24 protein-coding genes are annotated in these 25,867 nt (G+C 62.5%); 11 read left to right on the top strand and 13 right to left on the bottom strand.

Annotation, left to right across the window (positions count from 1 at the left end; translation table 11 throughout):
- The first annotated feature begins 131 nt into the window (after window positions 1-131).
- Together IFO71_RS02940 and IFO71_RS02935 are read left to right on the top strand one after the other, a co-directional pair.
- Complete coding sequence (locus tag IFO71_RS02940; RefSeq protein ID WP_192028040.1) at window positions 132-3,008, top strand: EAL domain-containing protein; 2,877 nt, start codon at window positions 132-134, stop codon at window positions 3,006-3,008.
- A 56-nt stretch (window positions 3,009-3,064) separates the two neighbouring features.
- Entirely contained in the window at window positions 3,065-3,727 is a 663-nt protein-coding gene (locus IFO71_RS02935; RefSeq protein WP_192028039.1) for a dioxygenase family protein, read from the top strand.
- 20 nt (window positions 3,728-3,747) lie between these two features.
- On the opposite strand, the gene IFO71_RS02930 is transcribed toward IFO71_RS02935, so the two are convergent.
- The 10 genes from IFO71_RS02930 to IFO71_RS02885 all read right to left on the bottom strand — a co-directional run bounded on the left by IFO71_RS02930 (window position 3,748) and on the right by IFO71_RS02885 (window position 15,090).
- The gene (locus IFO71_RS02930) at window positions 3,748-5,283 is read right to left on the bottom strand and encodes a cyclic nucleotide-binding domain-containing protein (RefSeq protein WP_192028038.1); all 1,536 of its coding nucleotides are present in this window, start codon (window positions 5,281-5,283) and stop codon (window positions 3,748-3,750) included.
- Between the two features lie 113 nt (window positions 5,284-5,396).
- Window positions 5,397-6,044, bottom strand: coding sequence for a DNA-3-methyladenine glycosylase family protein (locus IFO71_RS02925; protein WP_192028037.1), 648 nt, complete (start codon window positions 6,042-6,044; stop codon window positions 5,397-5,399).
- Between the two features lie 2 nt (window positions 6,045-6,046).
- On the bottom strand, window positions 6,047-6,430 hold the full coding sequence (locus IFO71_RS02920) for a DUF423 domain-containing protein (protein WP_192028036.1): 384 nt from the start codon (window positions 6,428-6,430) through the stop codon (window positions 6,047-6,049).
- A gap of 227 nt (window positions 6,431-6,657) precedes the next feature.
- Entirely contained in the window at window positions 6,658-7,890 is a 1,233-nt protein-coding gene (locus tag IFO71_RS02915; protein WP_192028035.1) for a DUF4340 domain-containing protein, read from the bottom strand.
- Complete coding sequence (locus IFO71_RS02910; RefSeq protein WP_192028034.1) at window positions 7,887-9,749, bottom strand: GldG family protein; 1,863 nt, start codon at window positions 9,747-9,749, stop codon at window positions 7,887-7,889. The genes IFO71_RS02915 and IFO71_RS02910 overlap by 4 nt, the downstream gene beginning before the upstream one ends.
- A gap of 13 nt (window positions 9,750-9,762) precedes the next feature.
- A complete protein-coding gene (locus IFO71_RS02905) occupies window positions 9,763-10,497 on the bottom strand; it encodes an ABC transporter permease subunit (protein WP_192028033.1) in 735 nt (244 codons plus the stop codon).
- Window positions 10,494-11,432 (bottom strand): ABC transporter ATP-binding protein, encoded by a 939-nt coding sequence (locus IFO71_RS02900; RefSeq protein ID WP_192028032.1) that lies wholly within the window; start codon window positions 11,430-11,432, stop codon window positions 10,494-10,496. Before IFO71_RS02900 ends, IFO71_RS02905 begins: the two co-directional genes overlap by 4 nt.
- 320 nt (window positions 11,433-11,752) lie before the next feature.
- Complete coding sequence (locus tag IFO71_RS02895; RefSeq protein WP_192028031.1) at window positions 11,753-13,015, bottom strand: SRPBCC family protein; 1,263 nt, start codon at window positions 13,013-13,015, stop codon at window positions 11,753-11,755.
- A 253-nt stretch (window positions 13,016-13,268) separates the two neighbouring features.
- Complete coding sequence (locus tag IFO71_RS02890; protein ID WP_192028030.1) at window positions 13,269-13,922, bottom strand: response regulator; 654 nt, start codon at window positions 13,920-13,922, stop codon at window positions 13,269-13,271.
- Window position 13,923: 1 nt separating this feature from the next.
- Entirely contained in the window at window positions 13,924-15,090 is a 1,167-nt protein-coding gene (locus IFO71_RS02885; protein WP_192028029.1) for a sensor histidine kinase, read from the bottom strand.
- A gap of 161 nt (window positions 15,091-15,251) precedes the next feature.
- Here IFO71_RS02885 and IFO71_RS02880 point away from each other — a divergent pair, with 161 nt between their 5' ends.
- From IFO71_RS02880 to IFO71_RS02855, 6 genes are all read left to right on the top strand, one after another.
- The gene (locus IFO71_RS02880; protein ID WP_192028028.1) at window positions 15,252-15,851 is read left to right on the top strand and encodes a GNAT family N-acetyltransferase; all 600 of its coding nucleotides are present in this window, start codon (window positions 15,252-15,254) and stop codon (window positions 15,849-15,851) included.
- Between the two features lie 3 nt (window positions 15,852-15,854).
- Window positions 15,855-16,628, top strand: coding sequence for a septum site-determining protein MinC (gene minC / locus IFO71_RS02875; protein ID WP_192028027.1), 774 nt, complete (start codon window positions 15,855-15,857; stop codon window positions 16,626-16,628).
- 28 nt (window positions 16,629-16,656) lie between these two features.
- Window positions 16,657-17,466, top strand: coding sequence for a septum site-determining protein MinD (gene minD / locus IFO71_RS02870; protein WP_192028026.1), 810 nt, complete (start codon window positions 16,657-16,659; stop codon window positions 17,464-17,466).
- A 2-nt stretch (window positions 17,467-17,468) separates the two neighbouring features.
- The gene (minE, locus tag IFO71_RS02865; RefSeq protein ID WP_192028025.1) at window positions 17,469-17,732 is read left to right on the top strand and encodes a cell division topological specificity factor MinE; all 264 of its coding nucleotides are present in this window, start codon (window positions 17,469-17,471) and stop codon (window positions 17,730-17,732) included.
- Between the two features lie 111 nt (window positions 17,733-17,843).
- The gene (locus IFO71_RS02860) at window positions 17,844-18,392 is read left to right on the top strand and encodes a hypothetical protein (protein WP_225444329.1); all 549 of its coding nucleotides are present in this window, start codon (window positions 17,844-17,846) and stop codon (window positions 18,390-18,392) included.
- Between the two features lie 65 nt (window positions 18,393-18,457).
- Window positions 18,458-20,380 carry a M2 family metallopeptidase gene (locus tag IFO71_RS02855; protein ID WP_192028024.1) on the top strand — a complete coding sequence of 641 codons (1,923 nt, stop codon included), beginning with the start codon at window positions 18,458-18,460 and terminating at the stop codon, window positions 20,378-20,380.
- Between the two features lie 90 nt (window positions 20,381-20,470).
- Here IFO71_RS02855 and IFO71_RS02850 read toward each other — a convergent pair whose 3' ends face one another.
- Window positions 20,471-21,640, bottom strand: coding sequence for an HD-GYP domain-containing protein (locus tag IFO71_RS02850; protein ID WP_192028023.1), 1,170 nt, complete (start codon window positions 21,638-21,640; stop codon window positions 20,471-20,473).
- Window positions 21,641-21,877: 237 nt separating this feature from the next.
- Between IFO71_RS02850 and tdh the strand changes: the two genes are divergently transcribed.
- The 3 genes from tdh (at window position 21,878) to IFO71_RS02835 (ending at window position 24,781) form a co-directional block, all read left to right on the top strand.
- Entirely contained in the window at window positions 21,878-22,912 is a 1,035-nt protein-coding gene (gene tdh / locus IFO71_RS02845; RefSeq protein ID WP_192028022.1) for an L-threonine 3-dehydrogenase, read from the top strand.
- A 114-nt stretch (window positions 22,913-23,026) separates the two neighbouring features.
- The gene (gene arsC / locus IFO71_RS02840) at window positions 23,027-23,389 is read left to right on the top strand and encodes an arsenate reductase (glutaredoxin) (RefSeq protein ID WP_192028021.1); all 363 of its coding nucleotides are present in this window, start codon (window positions 23,027-23,029) and stop codon (window positions 23,387-23,389) included.
- Between the two features lie 3 nt (window positions 23,390-23,392).
- Window positions 23,393-24,781 carry a hypothetical protein gene (locus IFO71_RS02835; RefSeq protein WP_192028020.1) on the top strand — a complete coding sequence of 463 codons (1,389 nt, stop codon included), beginning with the start codon at window positions 23,393-23,395 and terminating at the stop codon, window positions 24,779-24,781.
- A 179-nt stretch (window positions 24,782-24,960) separates the two neighbouring features.
- On the opposite strand, the gene IFO71_RS02830 is transcribed toward IFO71_RS02835, so the two are convergent.
- Entirely contained in the window at window positions 24,961-25,323 is a 363-nt protein-coding gene (locus IFO71_RS02830) for a type II toxin-antitoxin system PemK/MazF family toxin (protein WP_192028019.1), read from the bottom strand.
- Entirely contained in the window at window positions 25,323-25,580 is a 258-nt protein-coding gene (locus IFO71_RS02825) for an AbrB/MazE/SpoVT family DNA-binding domain-containing protein (RefSeq protein ID WP_192028018.1), read from the bottom strand. The genes IFO71_RS02830 and IFO71_RS02825 overlap by 1 nt, the downstream gene beginning before the upstream one ends.
- Window positions 25,581-25,867 lie beyond the last annotated feature (287 nt).

Raw genomic sequence — 25,867 nt, 5'->3', positions numbered from 1 at the left:
CTTGGCTGCATAGCCAGCGGGTCGCTGACAGACTCGGCTTGCAACAGCAGAGCTGCGGGCGCGTTGGCCAGCGCTTGCGCCCAGCCAGGGCAAACGAGTAGAACGGACAGGTCTACTTCGATGGGTGCTGGATGAGCGCGTCCGAACGGCAGGTGGCACTGGGCCTGATGGCGCCGCTGACCGGCGTCGCCTCGATTTACGGCGCAGACATCGTGCGTTCGACGCAGATCGCCTGCGCCGAGGTCAACGCCGCCGGAGGGGTGCTCGGTCGACCGCTTGAGTTGCTAGTCGAAGATGATCAGTCTCAGCCCGCAGCGGCGGTTGGCGCGGCCCGCCACCTGGTGCAGCGGCGCGGCTGCGCTGGCCTGATTGGCAATCTGCTGTCAAACGTGCGCATTGCTGTGGCCGACGAGGTGAGCAGCACATTGCGGGTGCCGTATCTGAACTTCTCTTTTTACGAGGGCAGCATCAGCGACCGCCACTTCTTCCACTTTGCGGCCCTGCCCAATCAACAGATCGAGCCTTTGATGGACTGGCTGACCCGGCACCAGGGGCGCCGGATCTTTTTTGCCGGCCACAACTATGAGTGGCCACGCGGTTCGATCGACGTGGCACGAAGCGAACTTGACGCCTTGGGCGGGGACGTTCGCGGCGAACGCTATCTTGAGTTTGATCCGGACGATGCCCAGCTCGATGCTTTGCTGAATGAGGTCGCCCGCTCCGGCGCTGAAGTGCTGATGCCCTTCCTGGCTGGCCGCGATCAGATCCGATTGTTGAAGCGCTTTGCCGAGCGCGGCCTCGGTCAACGCATCCAGATCGCCGCCTGCCATCTCGACGAGGTGATGCTGAGCCATGTGCCCACCACCGCTCGCGGGGGCCTGCTGGCCTGCAACAGTTGGTTCATGGGAGTGGAAGGTCCGCTGCAGCGACGGCTGCTGGAGCAGCTCGCTGCCGCGCCGGGCGTCGACCGGCTGTGGCCCGAAGGTAACGGCATCATGTCGCACTTCGGCGAAGCCACCTGGATTTGCGTCCACGCCTATGCAGAAGCGGCTCGCCTCGCCGGCAGCACGGCAGCGGAGGCGATCTGCGCGGCCTTGCCGAGGATTCGCATTGCCGCAGCGCAAGGTCCGGTCTGGCTCGATCCCGATACCCGCCATGCTTACGTCAATATCTATCTCGCCCGCAGCGATGCCGAGGGTCGCTTCTCGATCATCGAGAAATTCCCTACCCGGGCGCCGAAAATTCCCACACGCCACGCACTCGCGACCCGTCCGGCCACCGACCGGCCAACCCACTTCGCGCAGACAAAGCTGCTCGTTGAGGATGCGGCGGGTATCCTGGCGGTGGCCGACACGCCCATTATCGCTTGCGCTCACAACGGCGTGATCCGTCTGGCCAATGCTGCGGCCTGCGAACTGTTCGGCTACCACGAGGGCGAGCTCGACGAGTTGCCCTTGGAACGCCTGCTACCCCCGCATCTGCGCGGGCCACACCGCGGACTGATGGCCAGGTTCGTCGAATCGGGCGAGACCCGTCGCGCCATGGCCGAGCGACGGGAAATCGTCGGTTACCGGCGCGATGGCAGCTTCGTGCCACTAGAGGTGGCCATCGCACGCCATGACAGTGAATCAAGCCAACTGCTGGTCGCTACCCTCCGTGATATCAGCACGCGCAAACGAACCGAAGACCAATTGCGCTGGCATGCCGATCATGACGCACTGACTGCCTTGCCGAACCGCCGATTGATCCGCGAGCGACTTAGCACGGCCTTGCGCCGCCAGCACCGCCTCGGCGCTGTCGGGCTGCTGCTGGTCAACCTCGACGGCTTCAAGCTGATCAATGACAGCTACGGCAGTGCGATTGGCAACCGCGTGCTGAGCCTGGTCGCGCAGCGTCTGCTTGAACTCTGCCCGGCCGGCGATACGATCGGCCGCTTGTCCGGAGATGAGTTCATCGTACTGAGTGAAGATCTTTCCTCCTCCGAACAAGCCGTTCAACTGGCTGAACACATCATTACATCGATGAGTGAAGAACTGCTGATCGATGACTTGCCCTTGCACCTGACCACCAGCGTCGGTATCGCCCTGGATGACGCCGATCTCGACCAGGCCGACGACCTGCTGCGCGCGGCCGACACCGCGATGCACGAAGCAAAGTTGAGTTCAGCAGGCAGCTGCCTCGTGTACAGCTCAATGCTGGCCGAACGCACACGGCAGCGGATGCAGATCTCTCAAGGACTGCATCGCGCCATCGCCAAAGGTGAGCTATCGCTGCGCCTACAGCCCATCGTCAACCCGACCAATGGCCACATCGTGGCGGCCGAGCTGCTATTGCGCTGGCACCCGGCCACCGGGGAGGTTCCGCCAGCGGTGTTTATCCCGATTGCCGAAGCGACCGGCACCATCATTGGCATTGGCGACTGGGTTTTCGCCCAGGCCTGTGAGATCGAAGCACGCTGGCGCCAACGCTGGGGCGATGCAGCGCCAGCGTATCTTGCAGTTAATCTGTCGCCACGGCAGCTCAACAAATCGAGCATCGATGGCGACTTCGCTGCCATGATTGAGCGCAGCGGCGCCCGGCCGGAGCGCTTGCAACTCGAAGTGACGGAAACTGCGCTGATGGCCGACGTCGAGGCGAATCTGTCGGTTCTGCGGCGCCTCGCTGCACTCGGCATGCCGATTGCCGTCGACGACTTTGGCACCGGCTACTCGTCGCTGGCGCAATTGACCCGGATGCCGGTCAGCGTTTTGAAGGTCGACCGCGCCTTCGTTGCCAGCCTCGATCAGCAGCCCGAGAATCGCGCCGTGGTGCACGCCATCGTCAGCCTGGGTCGCGCGCTCGGCCTGACCTTGGTCGCTGAGGGCGTCGAGACGCCGGCCCAGCTGGACGAGATGCTGACCCAGGGTTGCTCGCTGGCACAGGGTTACCTGTTCTATCGGCCAATGGAGCTGGACGCGTTCGATCGCGCAATCGAGCAACAGCTGTGCGAAAGATCTACCCGGGCCTGAAGCGCACCAGAAAAATTCGGCGTACCCTACAGGCTTCGAGTAGCGGGGAGGATGCCATGCACGGTCCCTATACGGTTCGTCGTCGTCGGCTTCTGCTCGCCGGCCTGTGCTGGCCGGTACTCGCCCTGGCCGATGAGCGCTGTCTGCCCACGGCGCGCCAAGTGGAGGGCCCGTTCTACCCGCCCGACTGGTCTGGCGAACACGAGTTCGATCTCAGCCAGCTCAACGGCCATGCGACGCGGGCCGAGGGCGAGCTGATCGTGGTGAGCGGGCGCATCCTCGATGCCCACTGTCAGCCGGTGGTCGGAGCGGCGGTCGATCTATGGCAGGCCAATGCGCGCGGTCGCTATGCCCACCCGGCCGACCGCAATCCGGCGCCGCTCGATCCAAACTTTCAGGGTGCCGGGCGCGTACATACTGACAGCGAAGGCCGCTATCGCTTCATCACCATCAAGCCGGCGCCCTACGCCTTGCAGTACATCGACGGCAATCCCAGCGACGCCGGCTTTCGTCCGGCACATCTGCATTTCAAGGTCAGCAAGCCCGGCGTAACCCCCCTCACCACTCAGATGTACTTCGCTGGCGACCCCTATCAGGAGGAAGACGGTGTGTTGCGCCGCGTCAGCGATGCCGAGCGCGACGCCCTGATCATTGCGCCTACGTCTACTGCCAGCGGAGCGATGCAATTCGACTTTAACATGCACCTTCGCTCAACCTGAGACCAAGGAAGAAGCCTCGATCAGCCTCGATCCAATCCAAAGAAATTGAGGATCCGGCTGCGAATATCATCCGGCGCGCCGCTCTTGGACTTGCCACTGGGCGCACTGGCCCTGGCGCTGTCCAATTCGTCCTGCCGTTTGGCGATCACCTTCGACATTTCTTCGGCAATGTCTTTTCTCGATGCCAGCAGCTCGCGCAGTGCATCCTTGTCGAGCCGGTAACACTCGACGTCAGTGCGGGCAGTGACAGTGGCACGGCGCGGCTCGCCGGTCATCAGCCCCATCTCGCCGACCACGCTGCCGGCCTTCAGTGTCGCCACCCGCGTGCGCAAGCCCTCGTTCTCCGCCCATACATCGGCTTCGCCGCTGATGATCATGTATAGCCAGTGCGCCACACTGCCCTGGCGAGTGATGGTGTCGCCATGCACGAAGGGCGTATGCACCAAGGATTCGGCCAAGGCATCGCGCTCTTCTGCCGACAAACTGGCAAACAGTTCCACCGACGCCAGCGCAGCCAGGCGCTTGGAGCGATCGTGGGCCTGCATATGCGCTCGCCGCGCCTCATTTTCCTTGATCACCACGCGTTCTTCCTGCACCACAGCCAGCCGCATGCCGTTGCGGGCCAGCGCCGCCAGGGCGTGCATACGCACCTCGGAATCACTGGGATCGTCGACCCGCGGCTCGCTCAGCCAGAAGCGCAGCGCGTAGCGCGCATAGCCCTGACCGATGTCCATCAAGACTGCACTCGGCGCCGGTGTCTCCGCCACATGTTCAATCGAGGCCTGACGCACCGACTCCTCAAGCACTTCACAGACCCGACTGGGCGGAGCATCGAGCATGACGTTGAACCACACCCAGCGACGCCACACCGGCTGCGGATCACGACGCGAGCCAATCACCGTGAAGCGGTTCTTGACCAACCAGCCGTTGGGCACCACCACCGTCTCGCGGTTGCGGGTCTCGATCGCGGTATGGCGCCAACGAATGTCGACCACCTGACCATTGATATCGTCGAACTTAACCCAGTCTCCCACTCGCAGCGAATCGTCGATTTGCAGCACGACCCCGCCCAGCACATTGCCAAGTGTGTCCTGCATGGCAAATGCAACCACGGCGGTGATCACCGCCGAGGTGGTGACCAGGCTACCGAGATCGACCCCCACCACATGCAGCCAGACCAACAACCAGGCAGCTGCCAACACGGTGGTGACCAGATCCTCGACGATGCGCGCCGGGCTGAAGCGCAACAGCGGCAAGATGCCGCGAAACACCCCATGGACAGCCAGACGGATCAATACCGCGCCGACCCCGACTGCCGCCATCGAGGCCAGCAATCGCGCGGCCTTGCCATAATCGATGGCGCCCAAGCCCAAAGCCAGCAGTTCCAGCGCCACAAATCCCAGCAATACCACCAGCAGGTTGCGCACCGAAGATTTTTCGATGCGTTGCAGGGTCAGCACCCAGAGCCCCAGCAACAAGGCAACGCCCGCCCCCAGCATCACCTCATTCAACCAGAGCGAGCCCTTGGCAGCTTCCAGCAGTTCGGTCACGTCCACGGCGCCTCAAAGCAATGGATGAGAGCTGTAGCATAGCGTTTGTTCGATCTGCGAGCCCGATCGATCAAGCGCCGTGCTCTACGGGCGCACTGCCCTGGAACCCGAGCGCTTGCTCACCCTTGAAAATCGGCGACCCGCCAGAGATAGAGGCTGGCCAGGGTTCGATGCGGCGCCCATCGTTTGGCCCGCTCGGCGGCCTGTTTCGCCGTCGGCATCTGCTCCAGCTCATCCAGGCGTTGGATGCCCTTGCGCAAGCCGAGATCGTCCATGGCGAACACATCCGCCCTGCCGAGGCGGAACATCAACAGCATTTCCACTGTCCAGCGACCGATACCGCGTACCGCGGTCAGTCGATCGACGATCTCCTGGTCAGTCAGACGATCGAGCTGCCGCGCACTGGGAATCAGCCCCTGATCGGCGTGGCGGGCCAGGTCACGCAAAGCCAGCAGTTTGTTCGCCGACACGCCGCAGGCGCGCACGGTGGGATCATCGACCTTGGCCAGGCCCTTAGCGCACAGCTTGGCACGCCCGATGGCGGTTTCCACCCGGCCAACGATGGTCGCCGCGGCCTTGCCGCTCAACTGCTGGTACAGAATGGCGCGAGCCAGGGCGTCGACCAGATCGAATGACTGCGTCCAGCGCGGATCGCGCGGCAAGGCGCCAATCTTGCGCATCCAGCGACCAAGCTGCGGGTCATTCCGGCGCAGTGCACGCGCCGCCATGGCGATATCAAAACCTCGCTCAATCTTCATCACCGGCATGCCTAATCCTCTCGCTTCGCAGCCGAGGCGCGCCAGACTGCGGGAATGGCCAACAGCCAGGCCAGGATCAATAGACTGCCGCCGAACGGCGCCCATTGCGCTCGCCACTGCCAGAACAGCGCGGCCAGCAAACTGCCGACGAACAGGCAGGATCCCAGCATGATCGACCAGCGAACCAGGTTCAACAGACGCCCTTGGCCAAAGCTGTTCAGTGCCAGCAAGCCGAGACCGTGCAAGCCAAGCATGGCGGCGGCGGTAAACGCGCGTGGTTGGTCGACGGAATCAAGGCCGTGCGCGGCGTAGGCAGACAACGCGGTGGCGGCAGCCAGCGAAAATGCACCGAACGCTACGCTTGCTCGAACGATGAGTGGGTGCGCTGCGCGCATGGGCCCTTACCTTGCCATTGGTTCAGCTCGAGACTCCGCCCGGACAGGCGGCGCTGAATCAACATGCTACGCGAAGCTGCGCCGATTCGCCTCGCACCGTCATCCCGACCAAAGCCTGTGCTGGTCGAAGCACTCGGTCTCCATCTTGCTCTGCTTGCCGCTTCAAGATGGATCCCGGCTTTCGCCGGGATGACGATTTCCTGCACTCAGGGGAACTGCAAGTCAGCTCACTCCTTCGGCTTGAGATAGTCCTCAAGCTTGCGGTTGAGGTTGGCCGCTTTGAAACTCGGCAGCTGGAACACGCGGCCCTGGAACAAGGCCTGCCAGGCAGCGACTTCGTCGCGCAGTGCTTGCAGCTTGGCGTCGCGATCGGCCTCCGGATCGGTCACCGCCAACGGCGCCTGCGCGCTGCCTGCATCGCCAACCGCAGCATCGGAGGCGTTGGCCACCGGCTCGGCTTCGCTCGCGCCGGTCTCGGCTTCGGCTGACCCGTCGGCTGCGGCGGCTTGCTCGTCCTCAGCCTTGGCGGTTTGCTCTGCCTGCCAGGCCTCGGTCTGCTTGGCCTGTTCTGCGCTGATGTGCTGAACGGCTTGTTCTTCGTTCAATGCAGCACTCAGACTGACCCAGGTCTGGTTCTCCAGCATGTGGGCCGACAGTTCCACTGTGATGCCATCGATCAATTCGAACTTAGCAGATCGTTCAACAGCAGCATCGGCCTTCGCAGCGCCGACATCGTCGATCCGCAGGCCCTGCAGCAAGCCTGCTGTGGCGTCGGCCACGAAATCCGATGAGGCCTCGCGTCCCTTGGGCAGATTGAGCACGCGGAAGTCACCGTCTTCGTTGCGACCGATCTCGACCTTGTCCTTGTCCGCCGTCACCTCGACCCGTGCCACGCGATTCGGCTGCACATCGAGCAGGTCTTTCTTCAGCCAGTTGTTGGTCTTGGTTTCAACCGCGACATTACTGCCGATCAACCAGCTCTGCGCCTCACCGGGCGTGCGCACATAGGTGCCGGTGCCTTGGCTGTAATTGCTGCCAACGATCAGTGCCATCGGCTCACCGCCGCCCAGCAATTCGAGCTGCACTCCAGCAGCGTCCTCCTTGCTGACATCGGAGACACCCAGCTTCGAGTACAGCTCGGGGTTGGAGGTCTTGGCCTCCAGCCGCTTCGCCTGCGCAATGTTGAGCAGCACCCTGCGCAAGGCGTCGGCATCTGCCGGATAGGATTTTTCCTCCAGCTGCCAACCGCCATCCACTCGCTTCAAGGTGGCAACGCGGGCATCGCCGGCGCGAGTGATGCGCACTTCCTCGATGCTCTCCAGCCGCTCCAGCAGACCCGGCAAGGCTGGCCCGGTCATCGACAGCTCAGCGGCCGGCTTGCGCCCGGCGTCGAGCCACAGTGCCAAGCAGATCACCAGCACTGCCGCGACCAGTAGGCCAATCAGAATGCGTGGCTTCATGGCTGCACCTCCTTGCGCTGACGCAGACGCAGCAGTGCGAACACCAAGGCAATCACCGTGAGCACCAGGGGCACGCCGAGAATGTTGAGGAACTTGAGCTGTGTACCGAGCTTCTGGATATCGTCATTGAGCTGATGCTGCACCTGACGAAGTTCCTTGCGAATGCGCAGTTTCTCATCCTGAAAGCGCTCCAGGGCCTGACGTTGCTCTTCGGTCAGCAAGGTGGAGCTCTGGTCGCTGCGATTGTCCTGCAACTCGCTCAACTTGCGTTCGGTTTCACTGAGCTGCGCCTGCAGCTCGCGCTCCTTGCTGCGGAAGCGATCGTCGGCGGCGCGTTTCAGCGCCTCGACGGTGTCGAACGGGCGCGCCGAACTGGGCCGGGTGCGCACACTGATCAGATCAGCCGAACCGACCATGTTGTCGGCGGCGTTGATGATGAAATCGCCATTGTTGGCAAACGCATTCATCACTTTCTGGCTGAAGAACTGCTGCACTTGCACCCAGAGCCGATCGGTCAGCAGATCGGTGTCGGCAAACAGGATGACATTCGCCGGCTCCCGGGTTTCGCTCAGATGCCCGTCACCGCTGCGATCGGGGAACGCCGTGTTCAGTTGGCCACTCAAGCGACCGGCCAACACGTAGCGCTCCTTGCTCGGCACGAATTCGTTGAACAACTGATCGGGATCAGGCAGAAAACGCACGCGATCGGTGGCCACCGTGGTGCTATTGGCCGAAGACTGCGCCAACGCCTCCCAGTTCGCCGTGGCGCCGTCCAGCACCACGAAGTGACCGGCGGTGGACATGTTCACCGCTTCCAGTTGCGCCGACACGACGTCGTTCTGGTTCAGCTGTTCCACGCCCAGTCCGAGGATGGCCAGATGCGGGCTCGGGCCGCGGTCAGGGCGACTTTGAATGGGAAGGCCGAGTTCGGCGTCAAGCACTACCTGCTCGGGGTCGAACTTGATGCCCCAGGCCTTGAACAGCGTATCGAGGTTGGACGATTTGCTTTCAAACATGGCCTGGGTCGGATCGACGCCCTGCCCGGCCTGCTCCATTTCAGCGTGAGGGTCGACGAACACAATCAAACGCCCGCCGCGCATCACGAACTGATCGATGGCATACAAGGTGTCGGTGGAGAGGCCTTTCGGATGCACCAGCATCAACAGCTCGATTTCCTCGTCGATCGACGTGACGGTTTTTTCGACCTGCTTGACCTCGAACAGGTTCTTCAACTCGCCATAGACCACCGCGCCGTCAGTGACGCGGCGCGCCGCCGGGTCGAAACCGGGGCCGATCTCCAGCGTACTGAGCATGCCAATCACCGGCTTTTCCTTGCCCGACAAGCCATTGATCAGCTTGGCGACGTCGTACTCCAGAAAGGCCTCCTTGTCCGGCTGAAAGAACGGAATGGCCATCGCACCGTCCGTCGAGTTGGTGCCGGCCAGACCGAAGAACAGGCTGCCCTGACCGTTGCCCAGCGGCACGCCCTGCAGACCGGCTGCGGTAGCGCGGTCCTCGGCTTCCGAGAACGGCTCCGGATCGATTACTTCCAAGCGAACCTTGCCGCCCGAACCGGCAGCAATCTCCTCCAGCAGTTCGCGCACGCGCTGAGCATAGGTGCGCAAATGCGGGATATCGGCAGCCGCTTGCTCGGAGAAGTAGAAATACAGCTGCACCGGCTCGTCCAGCTGATTGACCACGGCACGCGTGCCATCCGACACCGTGTACAGCTGGTTGGCGGTGAGGTCGAGGCGAACGCCGCGGAACAGCACGCCCACCAGCATCACCGAGGCAATGAACAACAGCGCGATCACCAGCAAGCTGGTGCCGGTGAGAGCGCGTCTTTGCAACAGATTCATGAACTCGCCCTCCTTAGTCGGCTTTCTTGAGATCGATGACCACGGCGCAGGCATATAGCCAGAAACCGATGGTCAACAGGAAGAACAGCAGGTCACGCAGATCGATCACGCCTTTGGCGATGGCGGCAAAATGAGTGAGGAAGCTGAGCTGCGAAATTGCGTCCACCAGGAACTGTGGCAGCACGCTCGAGGCCAGATCCAACACCAGGGGGAACCCGGCCAGCAGCATCAGAAAACACACCACCACGGTGAGGATGAAAGCGATGACCTGATTGCGCGTGCAGGCTGACAGGCAGGCACCAATGGCCAGAAACGCACCGGCCATCAGCAGGCTGCCCAGGTAGCTGGCCAGGATCACGCCGTTATCAGGATTGCCGAGGTAGTTCACCGTGATCCAGATCGGAAAGGTTCCGGCCAGCGCGATCGCGATGAAACTCCAGGCGGCGAGAAACTTGCCCAGTACAGCCTGCCACATGGTGACCGGCAGGGTCAGCAGCAATTCGATCGTGCCGCTCTTGCGCTCCTCACTCCACAGCCGCATGCCGACGGCTGGAATCAGAAACAGATAGAGCCAGGGGTGAAAGTTGAAGAACGGTTGAAGATCAGCCTGACCGCGCTCGTAGAACCCGCCCAAGTAGAAGGTCAAGGCCTTGCTCAGGGCGAGAAAGATCACGATGAAGATATAGGCCAAGGGGGTGGCGAAATAGCTCTTCAGTTCGCGCTTGTAGATCGCTAGGGTCGGGTTCATGCGCGGCCTCCGGCGGTGTTCTGGGTCGTGATCTGGCGGAACACTTCGTCGAGTCGGCCCTGTTCAAGCTGTAGCTCACTGAACACAACGTTCTGACTGCGCAAGTACTCGCTGACCTTGTCGAACAGGCGCGCACCTTGTTTCGGAAAGGCAGTCATGCGGCCGTCCTGCGGATCGATTTCCACGGTGGCGACGCCTTCGACGCGCTTCAGACCATCGCGCAGCGCCGCCGGATTGTCGGTTGTCAGCGACACCGCACCGTGATAGCGCGAGCGCGCCTCCAACTCGGCCGGCGTGGCGTCGGCCAACAGCTTGCCTTTGGCGATGATCACCGCACGCGAGCAGACCGCATGCACCTCTTCCAGAATGTGGGTCGAGATGATGATGATCTTGTCGCGCGACATCGAGCGGATCAGGTCGCGCACCTCGTGCTTCTGGTTGGGATCAAGGCCGTCGGTGGGCTCGTCCAGCACCAGGACCTTGGGGTCATGCAGGATCGCCTGCCCCAGTCCGACGCGGCGCTTGAAGCCCTTCGATAGCGTATCGATCGGCTGGTACAAGACCCCTTGCAACTGCAGCCGAGCGACCACTTCAGCGATGCGCCGGTCACGCTGCTCGCCGCCTATGCCGCGCAGTTCGGCGACAAATCGATAGAACTCCAACGGCGTCATTTCGCCGTAGCTGGGGGCGCCCTCCGGCAGATAGCCCAGCATCCGCTTGGCTTCGATCGGCTGCTCCTGGACATCGAAGCCGCACACTTTGGCGCTGCCCGATGTCGGAGCCAGAAAGCCGGTGATCATTTTCATCGTGGTGGACTTGCCGGCGCCATTGGGCCCGAGAAAACCCAACACCTCACCGGGTTCCACCTTGAAGCTGATGTTGTCGACGGCGGTAAGCTCGCCGTAGCGCTTGGTCAGTGACTGTGTTTCGATCATATCCTTTGTCCAAACAGTCGGGGCACAGGCCTGCCCCGGGCGAACGCCCAGGCAGATCTGCACCAGCAGACTTCAAGTGGGCGCGAAGCGCGGACACCGGCCGCCTTACGGTTGGCTCGGGCCCATCCCCCGCTTCGCACCGCCACGCCAAGCCCGGCTGCCCCCATCGGCGCTACAAAGCACCGATGCGAACAACAGGGACCGAGGCCCTATACCGCAGAAAATCGAAAAAGTTCCGCAACGCAGGCCTTGTTACGGTCTAAAAAGCAGAAGGCCCGCCGAAGCGGGCCTTCTTGATACAACGAAAGCGCGATTGCGCCTTACTCGGCTGCAGCGGCTTCTTCGGCTTCCGGCGCTGCGGCTTCCTCGGCCGCTTCGGCAGCAGCCTGCTCAGCAGCCACGGCGGCACTGGCTTCAAGCTGACCCGCCGCCCACTGGCTTTCCTTGATCGGCCAATAGATCTTGAATTCGGCTTCTTCGGCGGCCGTGGTTTCGATATCGGTCAGGTACTCCTCGAAGGCGCGATCCTGAATGACTTCACCATGGGTGGCCGCGTAGGCGCGCAGCTGGTCACGCAGCAAGGGCAACGCCGCCGGGTGTCCCTGATAGCGCGTGGTCAAGGCGTTACCGCCGTAAGAGGCGCCCTGCATCACACCTTCCGGCAGGTTGAGGCCAGCCAGCATCGGCAGCGTCGGTGCTTTCGGCTCCATGCCGGGCAGCGCTTCGGCGGCCGGCTGCGCGTCGGCGGCTTCGCCCGCAGCGTCGGCTGTTGCATTCGGATCGACGAATTGTGCGTTCTCCGGCGCCACGAATGGGATCGCCACGTCGAACTCGTACTCATCGCTGCCGAAATTGGTGGTGATGAGCCGCACCGGCCCAGCCGCTTCGAGCCTGTTATCAGCCAGCGCCTTGCGCAGCTGGGTAATCGCCTTGGTCATGCCCTCTTCAACCGCGGTGATGTTGCGCTTGGTCTTCAACGATGCGTACAGCACATGCTGCGGCGCGACCTGCTCGTAGGCCACGTCAATACTCGAGTAGTCGAAGCGCGGCATGGTGGCCAGCAAGCCACCGACCTGGCCCAGGGCCAGCTTGATGTCATCGCCAGCGGTGCGATCAACATACAGACCGGCATAGCGGCCCATCAGATCCCAGCCGTATTCGACGGTGTAAGTCCACTTCACTTCCACGGTCTTGCCGCGGTCGTCGAACTCCACCACCGCCAACTTGTTTTCGCCACGAGCCGGATTCTCGATCGCGTAGGCGATTTCCATCACGTCTTCGCTAGTGATGATCTCGTAGCTGCCCTGGCCGACCTTCGGATCGCGCGAATCAAACACCAGCTTCGCGCCAACACCACGCTCCGGGCCTTCGAAGGAGATGTTCATCGACGGATCATGCGATCGCAGCGGATGCCACTCGGGGAAGCGGCGGAACCCGTTCATCAGGTCAAACACCATCCGCGCCGGATAGTTGGTTTCGATGGTGTGGGTGACCTTACGCTCGGCCGGCAGCATCACGCCGATCAGCACGAAGACTACGACGACGATGATCAGCGAAATCAGCAATTCAAGTATACGAATCATTCAACGGGCTCCAGGGACTTGTCTCCGCCTGCGGGGCTGTTTGGCGGTTTCGCCGGTCGGACCGGATGCGCCAAAACGTACCGGCGGCCAGGACAGGCGGGCGCCGTATGCTAGCAGGGTTCGGCGACGAGTCGCAGCCCAACGAACGTTTCAATCTTTCGCCAGGGCGAATTCTGCGTCCGCGCTCACACAGGGCCGTACTGCAGGCGTCAAGCTCCGGCGGCGAACAGCACTCCCCGCTGGCGCCAGAACGCTAGACCAGCTTGAGTTCGAATGCCTTGAGCACGGCGCGGGTGCGGTCGCGAACGCCGAGTTTGGAAAGTATGTTGGAGACGTGGTTCTTTACCGTGCCTTCGGCCACGCCGAGGGAGTTGGCGATCTCCTTGTTGGAGTAGCCACCGGCCATCAGTCGCAGGATCTCGGTTTCACGCTCGGTCAGCGGGTCGGGACGATCCAGACTGGTGAAATCGGTATGCATACCCTCCAAACCAGAGAGCAGCCGCTGAGTGACTGCCGGCTGAACGAGCGATCCCCCATCGGCCACGGTCTGGATGGCATCGACCAGCTGATCCAGCGAGACGTCTTTCAGCAGGTAGCCGCGCGCTCCGGCCTTCAGCCCGGCCAGGACCAGCTGATCATCGTCAAAGGTGGTGAGGATGATGGTCGGCCGCATCTCGCCGCTGGCCGCCATGTGTTGCAAGGCCTCCAGCCCCGACATCACCGGCATCCGCATGTCCATCAGGACCACATCGGGCTTGATCTGCGGGATCATCTCGACCGCTTGCCGGCCATCGCCGGCTTCGGCCACCACTCGAATATTGTCGGAGAGTTCGAGCAGGGAGCGAATTCCCTGCCGCACCAGGGTCTGATCGTCGACCAGCACCACCCGAACCGTTGCGTCCGTCATCTCAATCTCCCTGTACCGATTGCAGCGGTACCCAAGCGTCTACAGCAAAGCCCTTGTCGGGGGCGGTGTCTATCTTGAGCCGACCGCCCACGTTCTCCAAGCGCTCGCGCATCCCGCGCAGACCATTGCCGGCCACGAAAGCATCGGCGCCACGGCCATTGTCCGACGCCGCAATCGCCACACCACCGTCTGCCGCCGCCACTTTCAGCTGCAGTTTGCTGGCGCCGGCGTGGCGTACGGTATTGGTAATGATTTCCTGTGCGCAGCGCAGGACCACCTGGGCTCGTGCGGGGTTACCGATTCGCAAATCCGGCTCGACCTGCAGGTGAATATCGATGCCCGGCACATCATCGACCAGCGAAGCCAGTGCCTCGCGCACATCGATGCTGTCATCTTCGCGCAGTTGACTCACTGCTTCACGCACATCGGTAAGCAGCAGCTTGGCCAGCGACTGCGACTTGCGCACATGCTCCTGCGCCTTGCCGGTGCTGACATGCGAGGCCACTTCCAGATTCAAGCTCAGCGCCGTCAGATGGTGCCCCAGCAGATCATGCAGCTCGCGCGAAATGCGCATGCGCTCGGTCAGTCGACTGCTTTCCGCCAGCAGCGCGCGGGTCGCCCGCAACTCGGAGTTCAATCGACGCTGCTCTTCCCGCGCCTGCGCCTGCTGCCTTGCCACCAGGCTGGTCACAAACACGAAACTGGCGAAGCCCATGTACAAGGTCGACTGCAGGAAGGCATCCAGCAACTCATATTCGGGGAAATTGAGAAAGATCGGGAACGCAGCAATATGTTGTGCGATCAACCAGGCCACCCCGTGCGACAGGCGCAAATACCAGGGCAGTACCCCGGAGACCACCATCAGCAGGATGCTGCCCAGACCACTATCGCTGAATCGACTCACGCCGATCGCGCTGACCGTGAGCAGGACCAGAGCAGCCAGATCGTACAGCCGGGCGCGCCGCAGCCCCAGGCGCCGCGAAACGAACAGATAGCTGGCGCCAAAGGTGAAATAGCAGGCGCGCCAGGCGAGCTGGCTGAAGTCACTGAGACCGCTGGACTCGCCGAAGTACCAGGGCTGCCACATCATCGGAATGCCGACGCAGACCCAGGTGAACAGGCCGGCGTAAGTCAGCATCTGGGTCGGGGCAAAGCGTTGACTGGGCATCGGCGGATTCTAGCCGGCCGCGACGCCACTGCCTCATGCCCTAAGTCACAGCCGGGAAGACCTTCGCCCGGGGGCGACTCGTGCGATAATCCGCGCCGGCCTCGGGAGGGGCCGCACCGCGGAGATTGCGTTCTGCGGACTAGAGGTTTTCGGAGACAGGAATGTCGATTCAAATTCGGGATGTGTCTGAGCACGAGCTGGACTCGGTGCTGGCACTGAACAATGCTGCAGGCGTGAATATCCTGCCCCTGGATGCCGCAGGCTTGCGCTGGTTCTATCGCAACGCCGGCTATTTCCGGGTGGCAGAAGTCGACGGCACGATGGTCGGGTTTCTTATTGCCCTGGACAATCAGGCCAACCACAGCAGCAGCAATTTCCGCTGGTTTGCCGATCACTATGCGGAATTCGTCTACATCGACCGTATCGTCATCGCCTCACCGCGACGCGGCCTGGGTGTGGGGCGGGCGTTTTACGCCGACGTCACCAGCTTTGCCGAGGTGCGCTCACCGCTGCTGACCTGCGAGGTGTTTCTGGAGCCGCGCAACGACGTGGCGGTGCTATTCCACGGCACCTACGGGTTCCAGGAAGTGGGCCAGCAGATCATGGAGCCGGTTGGCCGACGGGTGTCGATGCTGGTCAAGACACTGTGCAGCTACCCCTACGTCAAGCAGACCTATCTCGACCAGGGCGGTCTACCGCACGTGTCGTGGCTGAGCAGTCGCCTGCCCAGCAAGGACCCACCGCGTGCCACCGGAACCTGAACTGTGAGCAAGCCTGCAACAGAGCTGGAACAAGCCGGTGAACTGAAGATTGGCCAGGTGGGTATTGCCAATCTGCGTGTACGCGAATGGCAGGTCGATCGCCTCGCCGCAGAAATGCGTGAACGCGTAGAGCGGGCGCCCAGTCTGTTCCAGCACGCCGCAGTGGTGGTTGACCTTGGCTCACTGAGCCAGTGCCCGAGCCCGATCGAAGCTCGCGAGCTGTTGAGTCGGCTCAGCCAGGCCGGGGTGCACCCGGTTGCGCTGGCCTTCGGTACCAGCGAAATCGAACGGCTGGCGCGCGAACTGGGCCTGCCCTTGCTGGCCAAGTTCCGCGCCCAGTATGAGTCGACCAGCCAGCGCGCAGCGCCGCCCCCCCCGGCGGTCGAGCCTGCCGTGGAACCTGCCCCGGCACCGGCCAGCGCTGCGGAACCACCGGCGCCGGCCAGAGCTGGCGGGCAGATCGTCGAGCTGCCGGTGCGTTCGGGCCAGCAGGTCTATGCCCAGGGTCGTGACCTTACTGTGCTGGCCGGTGTCGGTGCCGGTGCCGAGGTGATCGCCGACGGCTCGATTCACGTGTATGGTGCGCTACGCGGCCGCGCCTTGGCTGGGGCGCATGGCGACGAGTCGGCCAGAATCTTCTGCCGTGAGTTCCACGCCGAACTGGTCGCGATTGCGGGACATTACAAGGTGTTTGAAGACCTGCCGGCAAACCTTCGCGGTCGGCCGGCGCAGATTTGGCTAGAAGACGAAAAACTTTGCGTCGCCGAACTGACCTAGGCGGCGGGATTTATCGGAGATCGATCACTTGGCAGAAATCATCGTTGTAACCTCAGGTAAGGGCGGCGTCGGAAAGACGACGACCAGCGCCAGTGTGGCCTGTGGCCTGGCCCGACGCGGCAAGAAAGTGGCCGTGATCGATTTCGACGTGGGGCTGCGCAACCTCGATCTGATCATGGGCTGTGAGCGCCGGGTGGTGTATGACTTCGTCAATGTCATCCAGGGCGAAGCCAGCCTCAAACAGGCGATGATTCGCGACAAGCGCCTCGACAACCTGCATATCCTGGCCGCCTCGCAAACCCGCGACAAGGACGCCCTCAGCAAGGAAGGTGTCGAGCGCGTACTGAACGAGCTGGCCGACGACGATTTTGACTACATCGTCTGCGATTCGCCGGCGGGCATCGAAAAAGGCGCATTCCTGGCCATGTATTTCGCTGACAAGGCGATCGTCGTGGTCAATCCGGAAGTGTCGTCGGTGCGCGACTCGGATCGCATTCTGGGCCTGCTGGCCTCAAAGACCCGCCATGCCGAGCAAGGCAAGCGCGTATCGGAGTACCTGCTGCTCACTCGCTATTCGCCCAAGCGCGTCGAAAGTGGGGAAATGCTGTCGATCGGCGACGTTGAGGAAGTGCTGGGCCTGAAGACCATCGGCGTGATCCCGGAGTCGCCGGATGTTCTGAACGCTTCAAACAAGGGCGAGCCGGTGGTGCTGGACCCGAACTCCAATGCCGGGCAGGCGTACGAAGATGCCGTTGCCCGCCTGCTAGGTGATGAGCGCCCGATGCGCTTCACCCAGGTCGAAAAGAAAGGCCTGCTGTCCAAGCTGTTCGGAGGTTGAGCATGGCCCTGTTTGATTTTCTTCGTGCCAAGAAGAACACGGCGTCGATTGCCAAGGAGCGGCTACGCATCATCGTCGCCCAGGAACGCAGCACCCGCGGCGGCCCGGACTACCTGCCCGAACTGCAGCGTGAGTTGCTGGCCCTGATCAAGAAATACGTCCACGTCGATGCCGACGCGGTGAAGGTGGATCTGGTCAAGGATGGCGAGCACGACGTGCTGGATATTTCGGTGTCCCTGCCGGAACGCGGTGAAGGACACGGCTGATTCGGGATTCGGGATTCGGGATTCGGGATTCGGGATTCGGGATTCGGGATTCGGGATTCGGGAAATCATAGGGTGCGCCTTGGGCGCAGCGAAACAACCTGTCTGTGTGTTATGTGCGCTGAACCAACGCTTCCCGACTCTGCTGATGTACTGCGCCTGGCCGATATCGGCTGGACCGCACCAAGCAAGCTGCTGAGTCGTTTCGGCCTACGTCTGCATCGGGTCGGCGCAGGCCAGCCGATTCCCGGCAGCTACTGGGGCGAGTCCGAGGCCGGCATCATCGCTGAAGACGTCTACGCCCGCGACGACACGCCGGTGCATTCGCTGCTGCACGAGGCCTGCCATCTGATTGTGCTACCGCCCGAGCAGCGCGCTGCCGTGCACACCGATGCTACCGACTCCGTAGCCGAGGAAGATGCCTCCTGCTACCTGCAGATCGTGCTGGCCGAACAGCTGCCAGGCGTCGGCGCGCAGCGCCTGATGCAGGATATGGATCGTTGGGGCTACACGTTTCGACTGGGTTCGGCGCAGGCCTGGTTCGAACGAGACGCCGATGATGCGCGCCTTTGGCTGCTCAAGCGCGGCCTGCTTGCCCACTGCCCCACCCCGCCCACCGCCGATGCTGCGCCTGCACTTGCACCGGCGGCGCCCGCGGTCTAGCCTGCGGTCCCTCGTTTCCGCGCGGAAACGAACCTTCCCGTCCAATCGTTGTTCGGAGTCAGCCAGTGAAACTCAAACGCGCGCCGCTTGCGCTCAGCATTCTTTCCTCGATCGCCCTGCTCGCTGCCTGCGGCAGCGCTCCCGAACCCACGGTTGAGCAAACACCCAAAGAAACCGGCGATGCGTTCGTCGCTCGCGTCAACAAGACCTTCGCCGATCAGATGCCCGAGGCGACCTCGGCGGCCTGGTTGTCGCAGACCTACATCAACGAAGATACCGCCCGCGTTTCGTCGGCATCGAGCGAGCGCTCGCTGACCACTCTGAACCGACTGGTCGAAGAAGCCAAGGCAGTGGAAGGCACGCCGATGAGCGAAGCCAGCCAGCGCGCCGTTGCCCTGCTCAAGCTGCAGACCTCGATGCCGGCGCCGCGTGATCCGGCCAAGCTCAAGGAGCTGACCGAAATCTCGACCAAGCTGGAACAAGCCTACGGGGCGGGCAGCTACTGCACCGGCGAAGGCGAGGCCAAGACCTGTCGCGACATCGGCGAGCTGTCTGAAGTACTGGCTAAGAGCCGCGACCCGCAGGCGCAGAAGGAGGCATGGGAAGGCTGGCACACCATCGCCAAGCCGATGAAGGCCGACTACCAGCGCTTCGTCGAGTTGGTGAATGAGGGCGCCCGTGAGATGGGCTACGAGAATGCCGGCCACATGTGGCGTTCTGGCTACGATATGGATCCGGCGGCCTTCCAGCAGGAAACCGACCGCCTTTGGGGCCAGGTCAAGCCGCTGTACGATCAGCTGCAATGCTATGTTGGCGATAAACTGGTTGCTAAGTACGGCGAACAGGGCAAGGTCGACGGCAAGTACTTGCCGGCGCACCTGATGGGCAATCTGTGGCAGCAGGATTGGGGCAATCTGTGGGATTTCCTGCAGCCCTACCCGGGCGCCGGCGATCTCGACATCACCTCGGCCCTGCAAGCGCAACGTGATGCCCTGTACGGCGAAAAGGTCGCCAAGCTGGGCTCGGGCGCCAGCGCCGAGCAGCTGGTGGGCGCCGCACGAGAGGCCGATCTGGCCCACGCCAAGCAGATGACCCAGCTGGCCGAGAGCTTCTACACGGGACTTGGCATGCCGGCCCTGCCGGAGTCATTCTGGACCAAGGCGCAGTTCATCAAGCCGCGCGACCGCGACGTGGTTTGCCACGCAAGCGCCTGGCAGATGAACCCGGATGCCAGCGACGTGCGCATGAAGATGTGCATCAAGCCGAACGAAGAGGATCTGACCACGATCTATCACGAGCTCGGCCACGTCTACTACTACCTGGCGTACAAGGATCAGCCCCCGATGTTCCAGTCGGGCGCCCATGACGGCTTCCACGAAGCGATTGGCGACACCATCGTGCTGGGCATGACGCCAAGCTACCTGCAGTCGATCGGCCTGATCGGTAGTGCCACGGTCAGCGAGGAGGCAACCATCAATGCGCAGATGCGCATGGCTTTGGCCAAGGTGGCCTTCCTGCCGTTCGGCCTGATGATTGACCGCTGGCGCTGGGGCGTATTCGACGGCAGCATCCCGGCCGATCAGTACAACAAGGCCTGGTGGGATCTGAAGGCCAAGTACCAGGGCGTCGCGCCGGCCTCGTCGCGTGGCGAGGAGTTCTTCGATCCGGGCGCCAAGTACCACGTGCCGGGCAACACGCCCTACACCCGCTACTTCCTCTCGCACATCCTGCAGTTCCAGTTCTACAAGTCACTCTGCGACGCGGCCGGTCACGAAGGGCCGCTGCACACCTGCAGTTACGCCAACAACGAGGCGGCCGGCGAGAAGTTCTGGGCAATGTTGCAGAAGGGTCAAAGCCAGCCCTGGCAGCAGACCATGAAGGAGCTGACCGGCGGCGAGCAAATGGATGCCAGCGCCATTCTCGATTATTTCGCCCCACTGGACGCTTGGCTGAAAGAACAGAACCAAGGCAAGAGCTGCGGCTTCTGATCACAGCGTTTCATCGCCGGAAGGGCGGCTGCGGCCGCCCTTCTGGCGCTCTGCCCTAACGACAGCGAGAGAGTCTCCGTTGGCTGCTAGCTAGGTACCCACCGCTTCGCTGCCCTGGCGTTCGGCGGTGCGGGTCCAGACGTCGGCCAGCTTTGGCAGCAGCCCGCGATACTTGTTCAACGATACCAGGCTGACCACCGCATGCTCAGGATCGGTGGCGCGACGCTCGGCCTCCCCGGTCAGGGTGTGACCATTGCTCCCCAGCAACGCCCACATCATCGGCTGAGCCGCGTTTTCGCCGCGACGCACCACCACGGCAATCTCGCCGTTCTTCAATCGAACCAGGGAACCGGGTGGAAACACACCAATCTCGCGAATAAAGGTCTGGGCCAGCTCCTCGTCGATCTGCTTGCCGCGATCGAGAAAGATTTGCCTGAGCGCATCCTTGGCCTGCAACGGGTCACGATAAGCACGCGGACGGATCATTGCCGAGTAGATGTCGACCATCGCAATCAGTCGCGCCTCTAGACCGATCTGGCTACCACTCAGGCCGCGCGGGTATCCGCTGCCATCGACCCGCTCATGATGGTCGCGTACGGCCGTCAGCCAGGCCTCGGCATCCACACCTGCGGCGCTCAGCATCTGCGCGCCAAGATCCGGATGCCCTTCCAGCAGCTGACGCTGCTGCAGGCTCAGCGCATCGCGCTGGCTGTTCAAGGCATCGGCCAGACGAAACATGCCCAGGTCATAGGTCATCGCCGCGCCAATCACCACCTGCCGCCGATCGGCCTGCAAGCCAATCGCTCGACTCATCAAGTCGGCCAGGACGGCTGCATGCATGTAGCGCGCCGAGCCGCCACGCATCTGCTCGGCGGCATCGACCTGGAATGCCGCCAGCGCGGCATCGGCATCTTCATCGCAAGCGACCATGATCAGGGCCGCAAGACGCAGGCAATCACTGAGTGCATCGGGATAGGCACTGTGCAGCTTTACCATCGCCGCTTCGTGCCAGTCCTGCGCGGCGCGCATGCGGCGGAACACCGGCATCCGGTGATATTCGATCTTCGGTGCCAGCGGCGCGGCTTCGCGCTGGCGCTCGGCCTCGATCACGAAGCCCCGAGCGAGCATCGCGTTATACAGATCTTCGGTGCGGATCACGTCGCCTTTGCGCAGCAACAGGTTGCCCTGCCGGTCATGCACCGGCCATGGCAAGGGCTCGCCAATGTGCAAGTCCTGCGGTGTTAACGCACGTGCCGCCATTCCAAACTCACTTCGCACAGTTGCTGCGTTGGAGGCACTTGCCAATCAGCAACTTAAGCTCAATTGTTTACAAACAAGCTGAGACAAGGCCAGGAAGCTTCCTTTTAGGCCCAATTAGATTCGAACGCAAGCACAAATGTGAATTTTTTCCATTCGGCTCACACTCAGCTTCTACACCGGCGCCAGGCCGCATTGGCGTTACACTTCGCGGCCTCGGAGCCTGCTCGGAACTCAGCCATGTCGAACACGATGAAAGCCCTGGTCAAGCGCGAAGCCACCAAAGGCATCTGGATGGAACAAGTGCCGGTTCCGACGCCGGGGCCGAATGAGGTGCTGATCAAGCTGGAGAAGACCGCGATCTGCGGCACTGACCTGCACATCTACAAGTGGGATGAATGGAGCCAACGCACCATCAAACCCGGTCTGGTGATCGGCCACGAATTCGTCGGTCGAATCGTCGACATGGGGCCGGGCGTCACCGGCTACCAGCTCGGCGACCGGGTGTCGGCCGAAGGCCATATCGTCTGCGGTCATTGCCGCAATTGTCGTGCCGGCCGCCAGCATCTGTGCCCCAACACCGTCGGCATCGGGGTCAATCGGCACGGAGCCTTCGCCGAGTACATCACCATGCCGGCGAGCAATCTGTGGCCAATTCCCGATCAGATCCCCAGCGAGCTGGCGGCATTCTTCGACCCGTACGGCAATGCTGCACATTGCGCGCTGGAGTTTGATGTTATTGGCGAGGACGTGCTGATCACCGGCGCCGGCCCGATCGGCATCATCGCCGCCGGCATTTGCAAGCACGTCGGCGCCCGTAACGTCGTGGTGACCGACGTCAACGACTACCGCCTCAAGCTGGCCGCCGAAATGGGCGCCACCCGGGTGGTCAACGTCGCCAAGCAGAGCCTGAAGGAGGTAATGAAGGACCTGCATATGGAAGGCTTCGACGTGGCGCTGGAGATGTCCGGCCACCCCGGCGCGTTCAATGACATGCTCGAATGCATGTATCACGGCGGCAAGATCGCCCTGCTCGGCATCCTGCCCAATGGCGCCGGCATCAACTGGGACAAGGTGATCTTCAAGGGCCTGACCCTGCACGGCATCTACGGACGCCGCATGTATGAAACCTGGTACAAGATGACCCAAATGCTGCTGACCGGCTTTCCGTTGCAGAAAGTGCTCACCCACCAGATTCACATCGATGACTTCCAGCGTGGTTTTGACCTGATGGATTCCGGGCTCTGCGGCAAGGTCGTGTGTAGCTGGAATTGATTCGGGATTCGGGATTCGGGAAGAAGCATAGCCCCTCTCCCCTCGCGGGAGAGGGGTTGGGGAGAGGGGGAAGCCCCCAACACTTAACTCATGGCTCAAACAAACCGGTAAGCAATGACCCCCTACGTTCTTTGGCACAACCCGCGCTGTTCCAAGTCGCGCGAAGCACTGGAACTGCTGCGCTCGCGCGGCATCGAGCCGGTAATACTCGAATACCTCAAGCATCCACCACACTGTGCCGAAATCGAACGCGTGGCCAGTGCGCTGGGCGAGCCGGTAAAGTCGATGATGCGCAGCAATGAGCCGGAGTTCAAAACACTGGGTTTGGATGCGCCGGGTGTTTCCGACGCTGCCTTATACGCCGCGATGGCCGGTTACCCGCGCCTGATCCAGCGCCCGATTCTGGTTCACGGCGATCGTGCCGTGGTCGGCCGCCCGCCTGAACGACTGCTCGAACTGCTCGATTCCGCCCACTGATCCATGCCAACCTTTCTGCGCACCGGCCTTTGGGCCCTGGTGCTGTGCTGTTCCTGCGCTCAAGCCACCGCGCCCGTTCGTCTACCGGCCAGCGAACTGGCTGACCCCAGCCTGCTCAGCGGCCCCGGATTCAGCGTTCGACCCGAGGCTGAAATTGCCGGCCTGCAGGCCCGCTTCGTCATCGATACGCGCTGGGGCGAACTGCAGGTCGACTCAGTGGAACTACTGGCCGTGCGGGTCGAAGAGATGGCCGCGGTCTCAGTGCTTTACGGCGAAAAGGTGAGCAACACGCTGAAGCGCGCTGGCCTGGAAAAGGCCGGTTCGCCCTGGAACAGCGCGGTGGCGATATCGGCCAGCCCGCTGGAGCGGGCAGAACGTCTGCCCGCCGGTGTGCTGAGCATGTTCTCCACCAAACTACGCCGCTGGGGAGAGCGCTTTCGTCGCTGGGGTGACCGCGTCGACCGGGCAATCTTCCAGTCGGGCGATGCGAGCCAAGGGTTCGATCTGGTGGAACACGCTGACAAGCCCAAGACACCGTGGTGGGATGCGCCCGCCGACGAAATGGGCCGACTACTGCGCTCTGCCAGTGGTCACGGCGCCGCCCGCCGACAGGTGGCCACTGCACTCGGTATCGCCAGCGACACCAGCAATCCACTGCTGCGCTCGCGGCTTGATGCCCTGGCCTGGGCGGTGGCCGGCCAGAAGATTGCGCTCGACTCCCTGGCCGACCTGTTGCTGCCTGGCCTGCGCCAAACAGTAGGCTATGTCGAGCAGGCCGACACGCTGACCCGCGCACCTAGCGAAGAGTCACTCCGCGCCCGCAATGAGCAACGCCTGCAAGCGCTCAGCGCCGACCAGGACTTAACCTATTGGTTGGCCTGGAGAGGGGGATTCTCAGCCAACCTGATGGCTCAGCTGCTGGATGAGCTCGATCGTCTGGGCAGCGTGCGCGGTAAGGTGTCAGCCCTGGAGGCGGCAGCCATCGCCGACAACGAACTGGAGGCGCGTTTCGTCATCAATAGCGTACGCATGCTGCAATCAGTTCAGCTCGGTCAGCCACAGGGTGGCGAACTTCGAGCAGTCGGACACTTGCTGGCCTATCTGGCCGCCGACGGCGAGCTCCACCTATGTCTGCCGGTCGACTACCTGCAGTGGACACGCCCGATCGCCCAGTGGTTCGACCATCCGCAAATTGCCGAGTCAGCCCGACGCAGCGTCCTGGTCGCCGGCCAGATCAGCCCGCGTGCCGCGCGTCAGATCAGCCGACGCGGCTGGAGTCTGTTACCCGGCCTGCGCTACCCCGCCTCTCCACCCTACCCGCAACTCAGCTTACGGACCGAATCCGGCCCCGGCCTGTCATCCGCGACGCCGGCCGACCGAGCCGGCTCCTGACCCACTACCCGGCACGTCGCCAAATCCTGGCCCACCGGCCATTGTTCGGCCACTGTCGCCTCTCGCCAAGTCGGGCCGAGTGTCGAACTCGATCGGGCCTTGATAACGGCCGACGTCATGCTCCTCGTACATAATCAGCGAACCAATCGCCAAATCGTGATCGCGTAGATTACCTCGTGCTATTCGCAGCAAATGGAGATGATGCGGTTGAGCTTGTCGCAGGCGCTCTCGAATACGTCCTCGGGTGCCTGTTTCCACGGATGCGCCTTCGCCTTGCGCTCGCGCCAGTCGAATGACTTTGGCTGGTTCGAGATGACGTAGCCGGTCGTACCGTCGTTGCCAACTAAGGGCACGGCAAAGGGGTTTGTCGCGTTGTAATCCGCAGTGGACATCGGCAGCCCGATCACGATGCTTGTCGGGTCGTTCACAATACGCGGTGAGAGCACCAGCATCGGATGCCGCGCCTTCATCTCGCGGCCAGTCTGCGGATCGAAGTCGATCCAGATGATGTCGCGGCGATCGGGAACCCAGCGCTTCGGCATCAACGGAACTCCGCGCCCCGCGGCGCGTCAGCCATCAGCTCACCGCCGTGAAGCTTGGGATCGAATGCCTTAACCATTTGTTCGAGGGTCATGCGCGGCGGACCTCCTTGCGGACGCACCACGACATTGCCGTCGACTGCCTCGACGACAACCGGCTGGCCACGCACCAGGCGCGCAGCACGGGCCACGGACGCAGGAATCCGCACCGCAAGGTTGTTACCCCAGTTCTGCACTGTCAGTTCGGCTTTTGCGCTCATGACCTTCCTCACTCAGCGTTTCAACAAGTATAGACAACGCGCCGGAAGTGTTGCAACACGTTGCAACAACAGCAAGGAGTCCCGTTTCCGTCAGCGCGCGACTGGGCTGACAGCTCGGCCACTATCGACGTCCGGAATGGCCCTGCCCTCTGCGATGCCTGGGGCGACTTCAATGGCGACGGGCACCTGGAAAGGTAGTCTGCAGCGGCCAATTTGGCGGCGAAAAAAGCCAAACCCGGCCATAGCTTGACATTTCCTTCACTTTGCTGCAGCGCAACTTGCGTTCA

The organism is Pseudomarimonas arenosa, assembly GCF_014841215.1.
GTDB lineage: Bacteria > Pseudomonadota > Gammaproteobacteria > Xanthomonadales > Xanthomonadaceae > Pseudomarimonas > Pseudomarimonas arenosa.
Note: the sequence above shows the minus strand (reverse complement) of the source record. Positions and strands in the feature narration are given on the sequence as shown.

What these genes read in the sequence shown, in the direction of transcription:
- IFO71_RS02940 (WP_192028040.1), top strand. Translation starts at nt 132, where the DNA reads ATGAGCGCGTCCGAACGGCAGGTGGCACTGGGCCTGATGGCGCCGCTG.
- IFO71_RS02935 (WP_192028039.1), top strand. Translation starts at nt 3,065, where the DNA reads ATGCACGGTCCCTATACGGTTCGTCGTCGTCGGCTTCTGCTCGCCGGC.
- IFO71_RS02925 (WP_192028037.1), bottom strand. Translation starts at nt 6,044, where the DNA reads ATGCCGGTGATGAAGATTGAGCGAGGTTTTGATATCGCCATGGCGGCG.
- IFO71_RS02920 (WP_192028036.1), bottom strand. Translation starts at nt 6,430, where the DNA reads ATGCGCGCAGCGCACCCACTCATCGTTCGAGCAAGCGTAGCGTTCGGT.
- IFO71_RS02915 (WP_192028035.1), bottom strand. Translation starts at nt 7,890, where the DNA reads ATGAAGCCACGCATTCTGATTGGCCTACTGGTCGCGGCAGTGCTGGTG.
- IFO71_RS02910 (WP_192028034.1), bottom strand. Translation starts at nt 9,749, where the DNA reads ATGAATCTGTTGCAAAGACGCGCTCTCACCGGCACCAGCTTGCTGGTG.
- IFO71_RS02905 (WP_192028033.1), bottom strand. Translation starts at nt 10,497, where the DNA reads ATGAACCCGACCCTAGCGATCTACAAGCGCGAACTGAAGAGCTATTTC.
- IFO71_RS02900 (WP_192028032.1), bottom strand. Translation starts at nt 11,432, where the DNA reads ATGATCGAAACACAGTCACTGACCAAGCGCTACGGCGAGCTTACCGCC.
- IFO71_RS02895 (WP_192028031.1), bottom strand. Translation starts at nt 13,015, where the DNA reads ATGATTCGTATACTTGAATTGCTGATTTCGCTGATCATCGTCGTCGTA.
- IFO71_RS02890 (WP_192028030.1), bottom strand. Translation starts at nt 13,922, where the DNA reads ATGACGGACGCAACGGTTCGGGTGGTGCTGGTCGACGATCAGACCCTG.
- IFO71_RS02885 (WP_192028029.1), bottom strand. Translation starts at nt 15,090, where the DNA reads ATGCCCAGTCAACGCTTTGCCCCGACCCAGATGCTGACTTACGCCGGC.
- IFO71_RS02880 (WP_192028028.1), top strand. Translation starts at nt 15,252, where the DNA reads ATGTCGATTCAAATTCGGGATGTGTCTGAGCACGAGCTGGACTCGGTG.
- minE (WP_192028025.1), top strand. Translation starts at nt 17,469, where the DNA reads ATGGCCCTGTTTGATTTTCTTCGTGCCAAGAAGAACACGGCGTCGATT.
- IFO71_RS02860 (WP_225444329.1), top strand. Translation starts at nt 17,844, where the DNA reads ATGTGCGCTGAACCAACGCTTCCCGACTCTGCTGATGTACTGCGCCTG.
- IFO71_RS02850 (WP_192028023.1), bottom strand. Translation starts at nt 21,640, where the DNA reads ATGGCGGCACGTGCGTTAACACCGCAGGACTTGCACATTGGCGAGCCC.
- tdh (WP_192028022.1), top strand. Translation starts at nt 21,878, where the DNA reads ATGTCGAACACGATGAAAGCCCTGGTCAAGCGCGAAGCCACCAAAGGC.
- arsC (WP_192028021.1), top strand. Translation starts at nt 23,027, where the DNA reads ATGACCCCCTACGTTCTTTGGCACAACCCGCGCTGTTCCAAGTCGCGC.
- IFO71_RS02835 (WP_192028020.1), top strand. Translation starts at nt 23,393, where the DNA reads ATGCCAACCTTTCTGCGCACCGGCCTTTGGGCCCTGGTGCTGTGCTGT.
- IFO71_RS02830 (WP_192028019.1), bottom strand. Translation starts at nt 25,323, where the DNA reads ATGCCGAAGCGCTGGGTTCCCGATCGCCGCGACATCATCTGGATCGAC.
- IFO71_RS02825 (WP_192028018.1), bottom strand. Translation starts at nt 25,580, where the DNA reads ATGAGCGCAAAAGCCGAACTGACAGTGCAGAACTGGGGTAACAACCTT.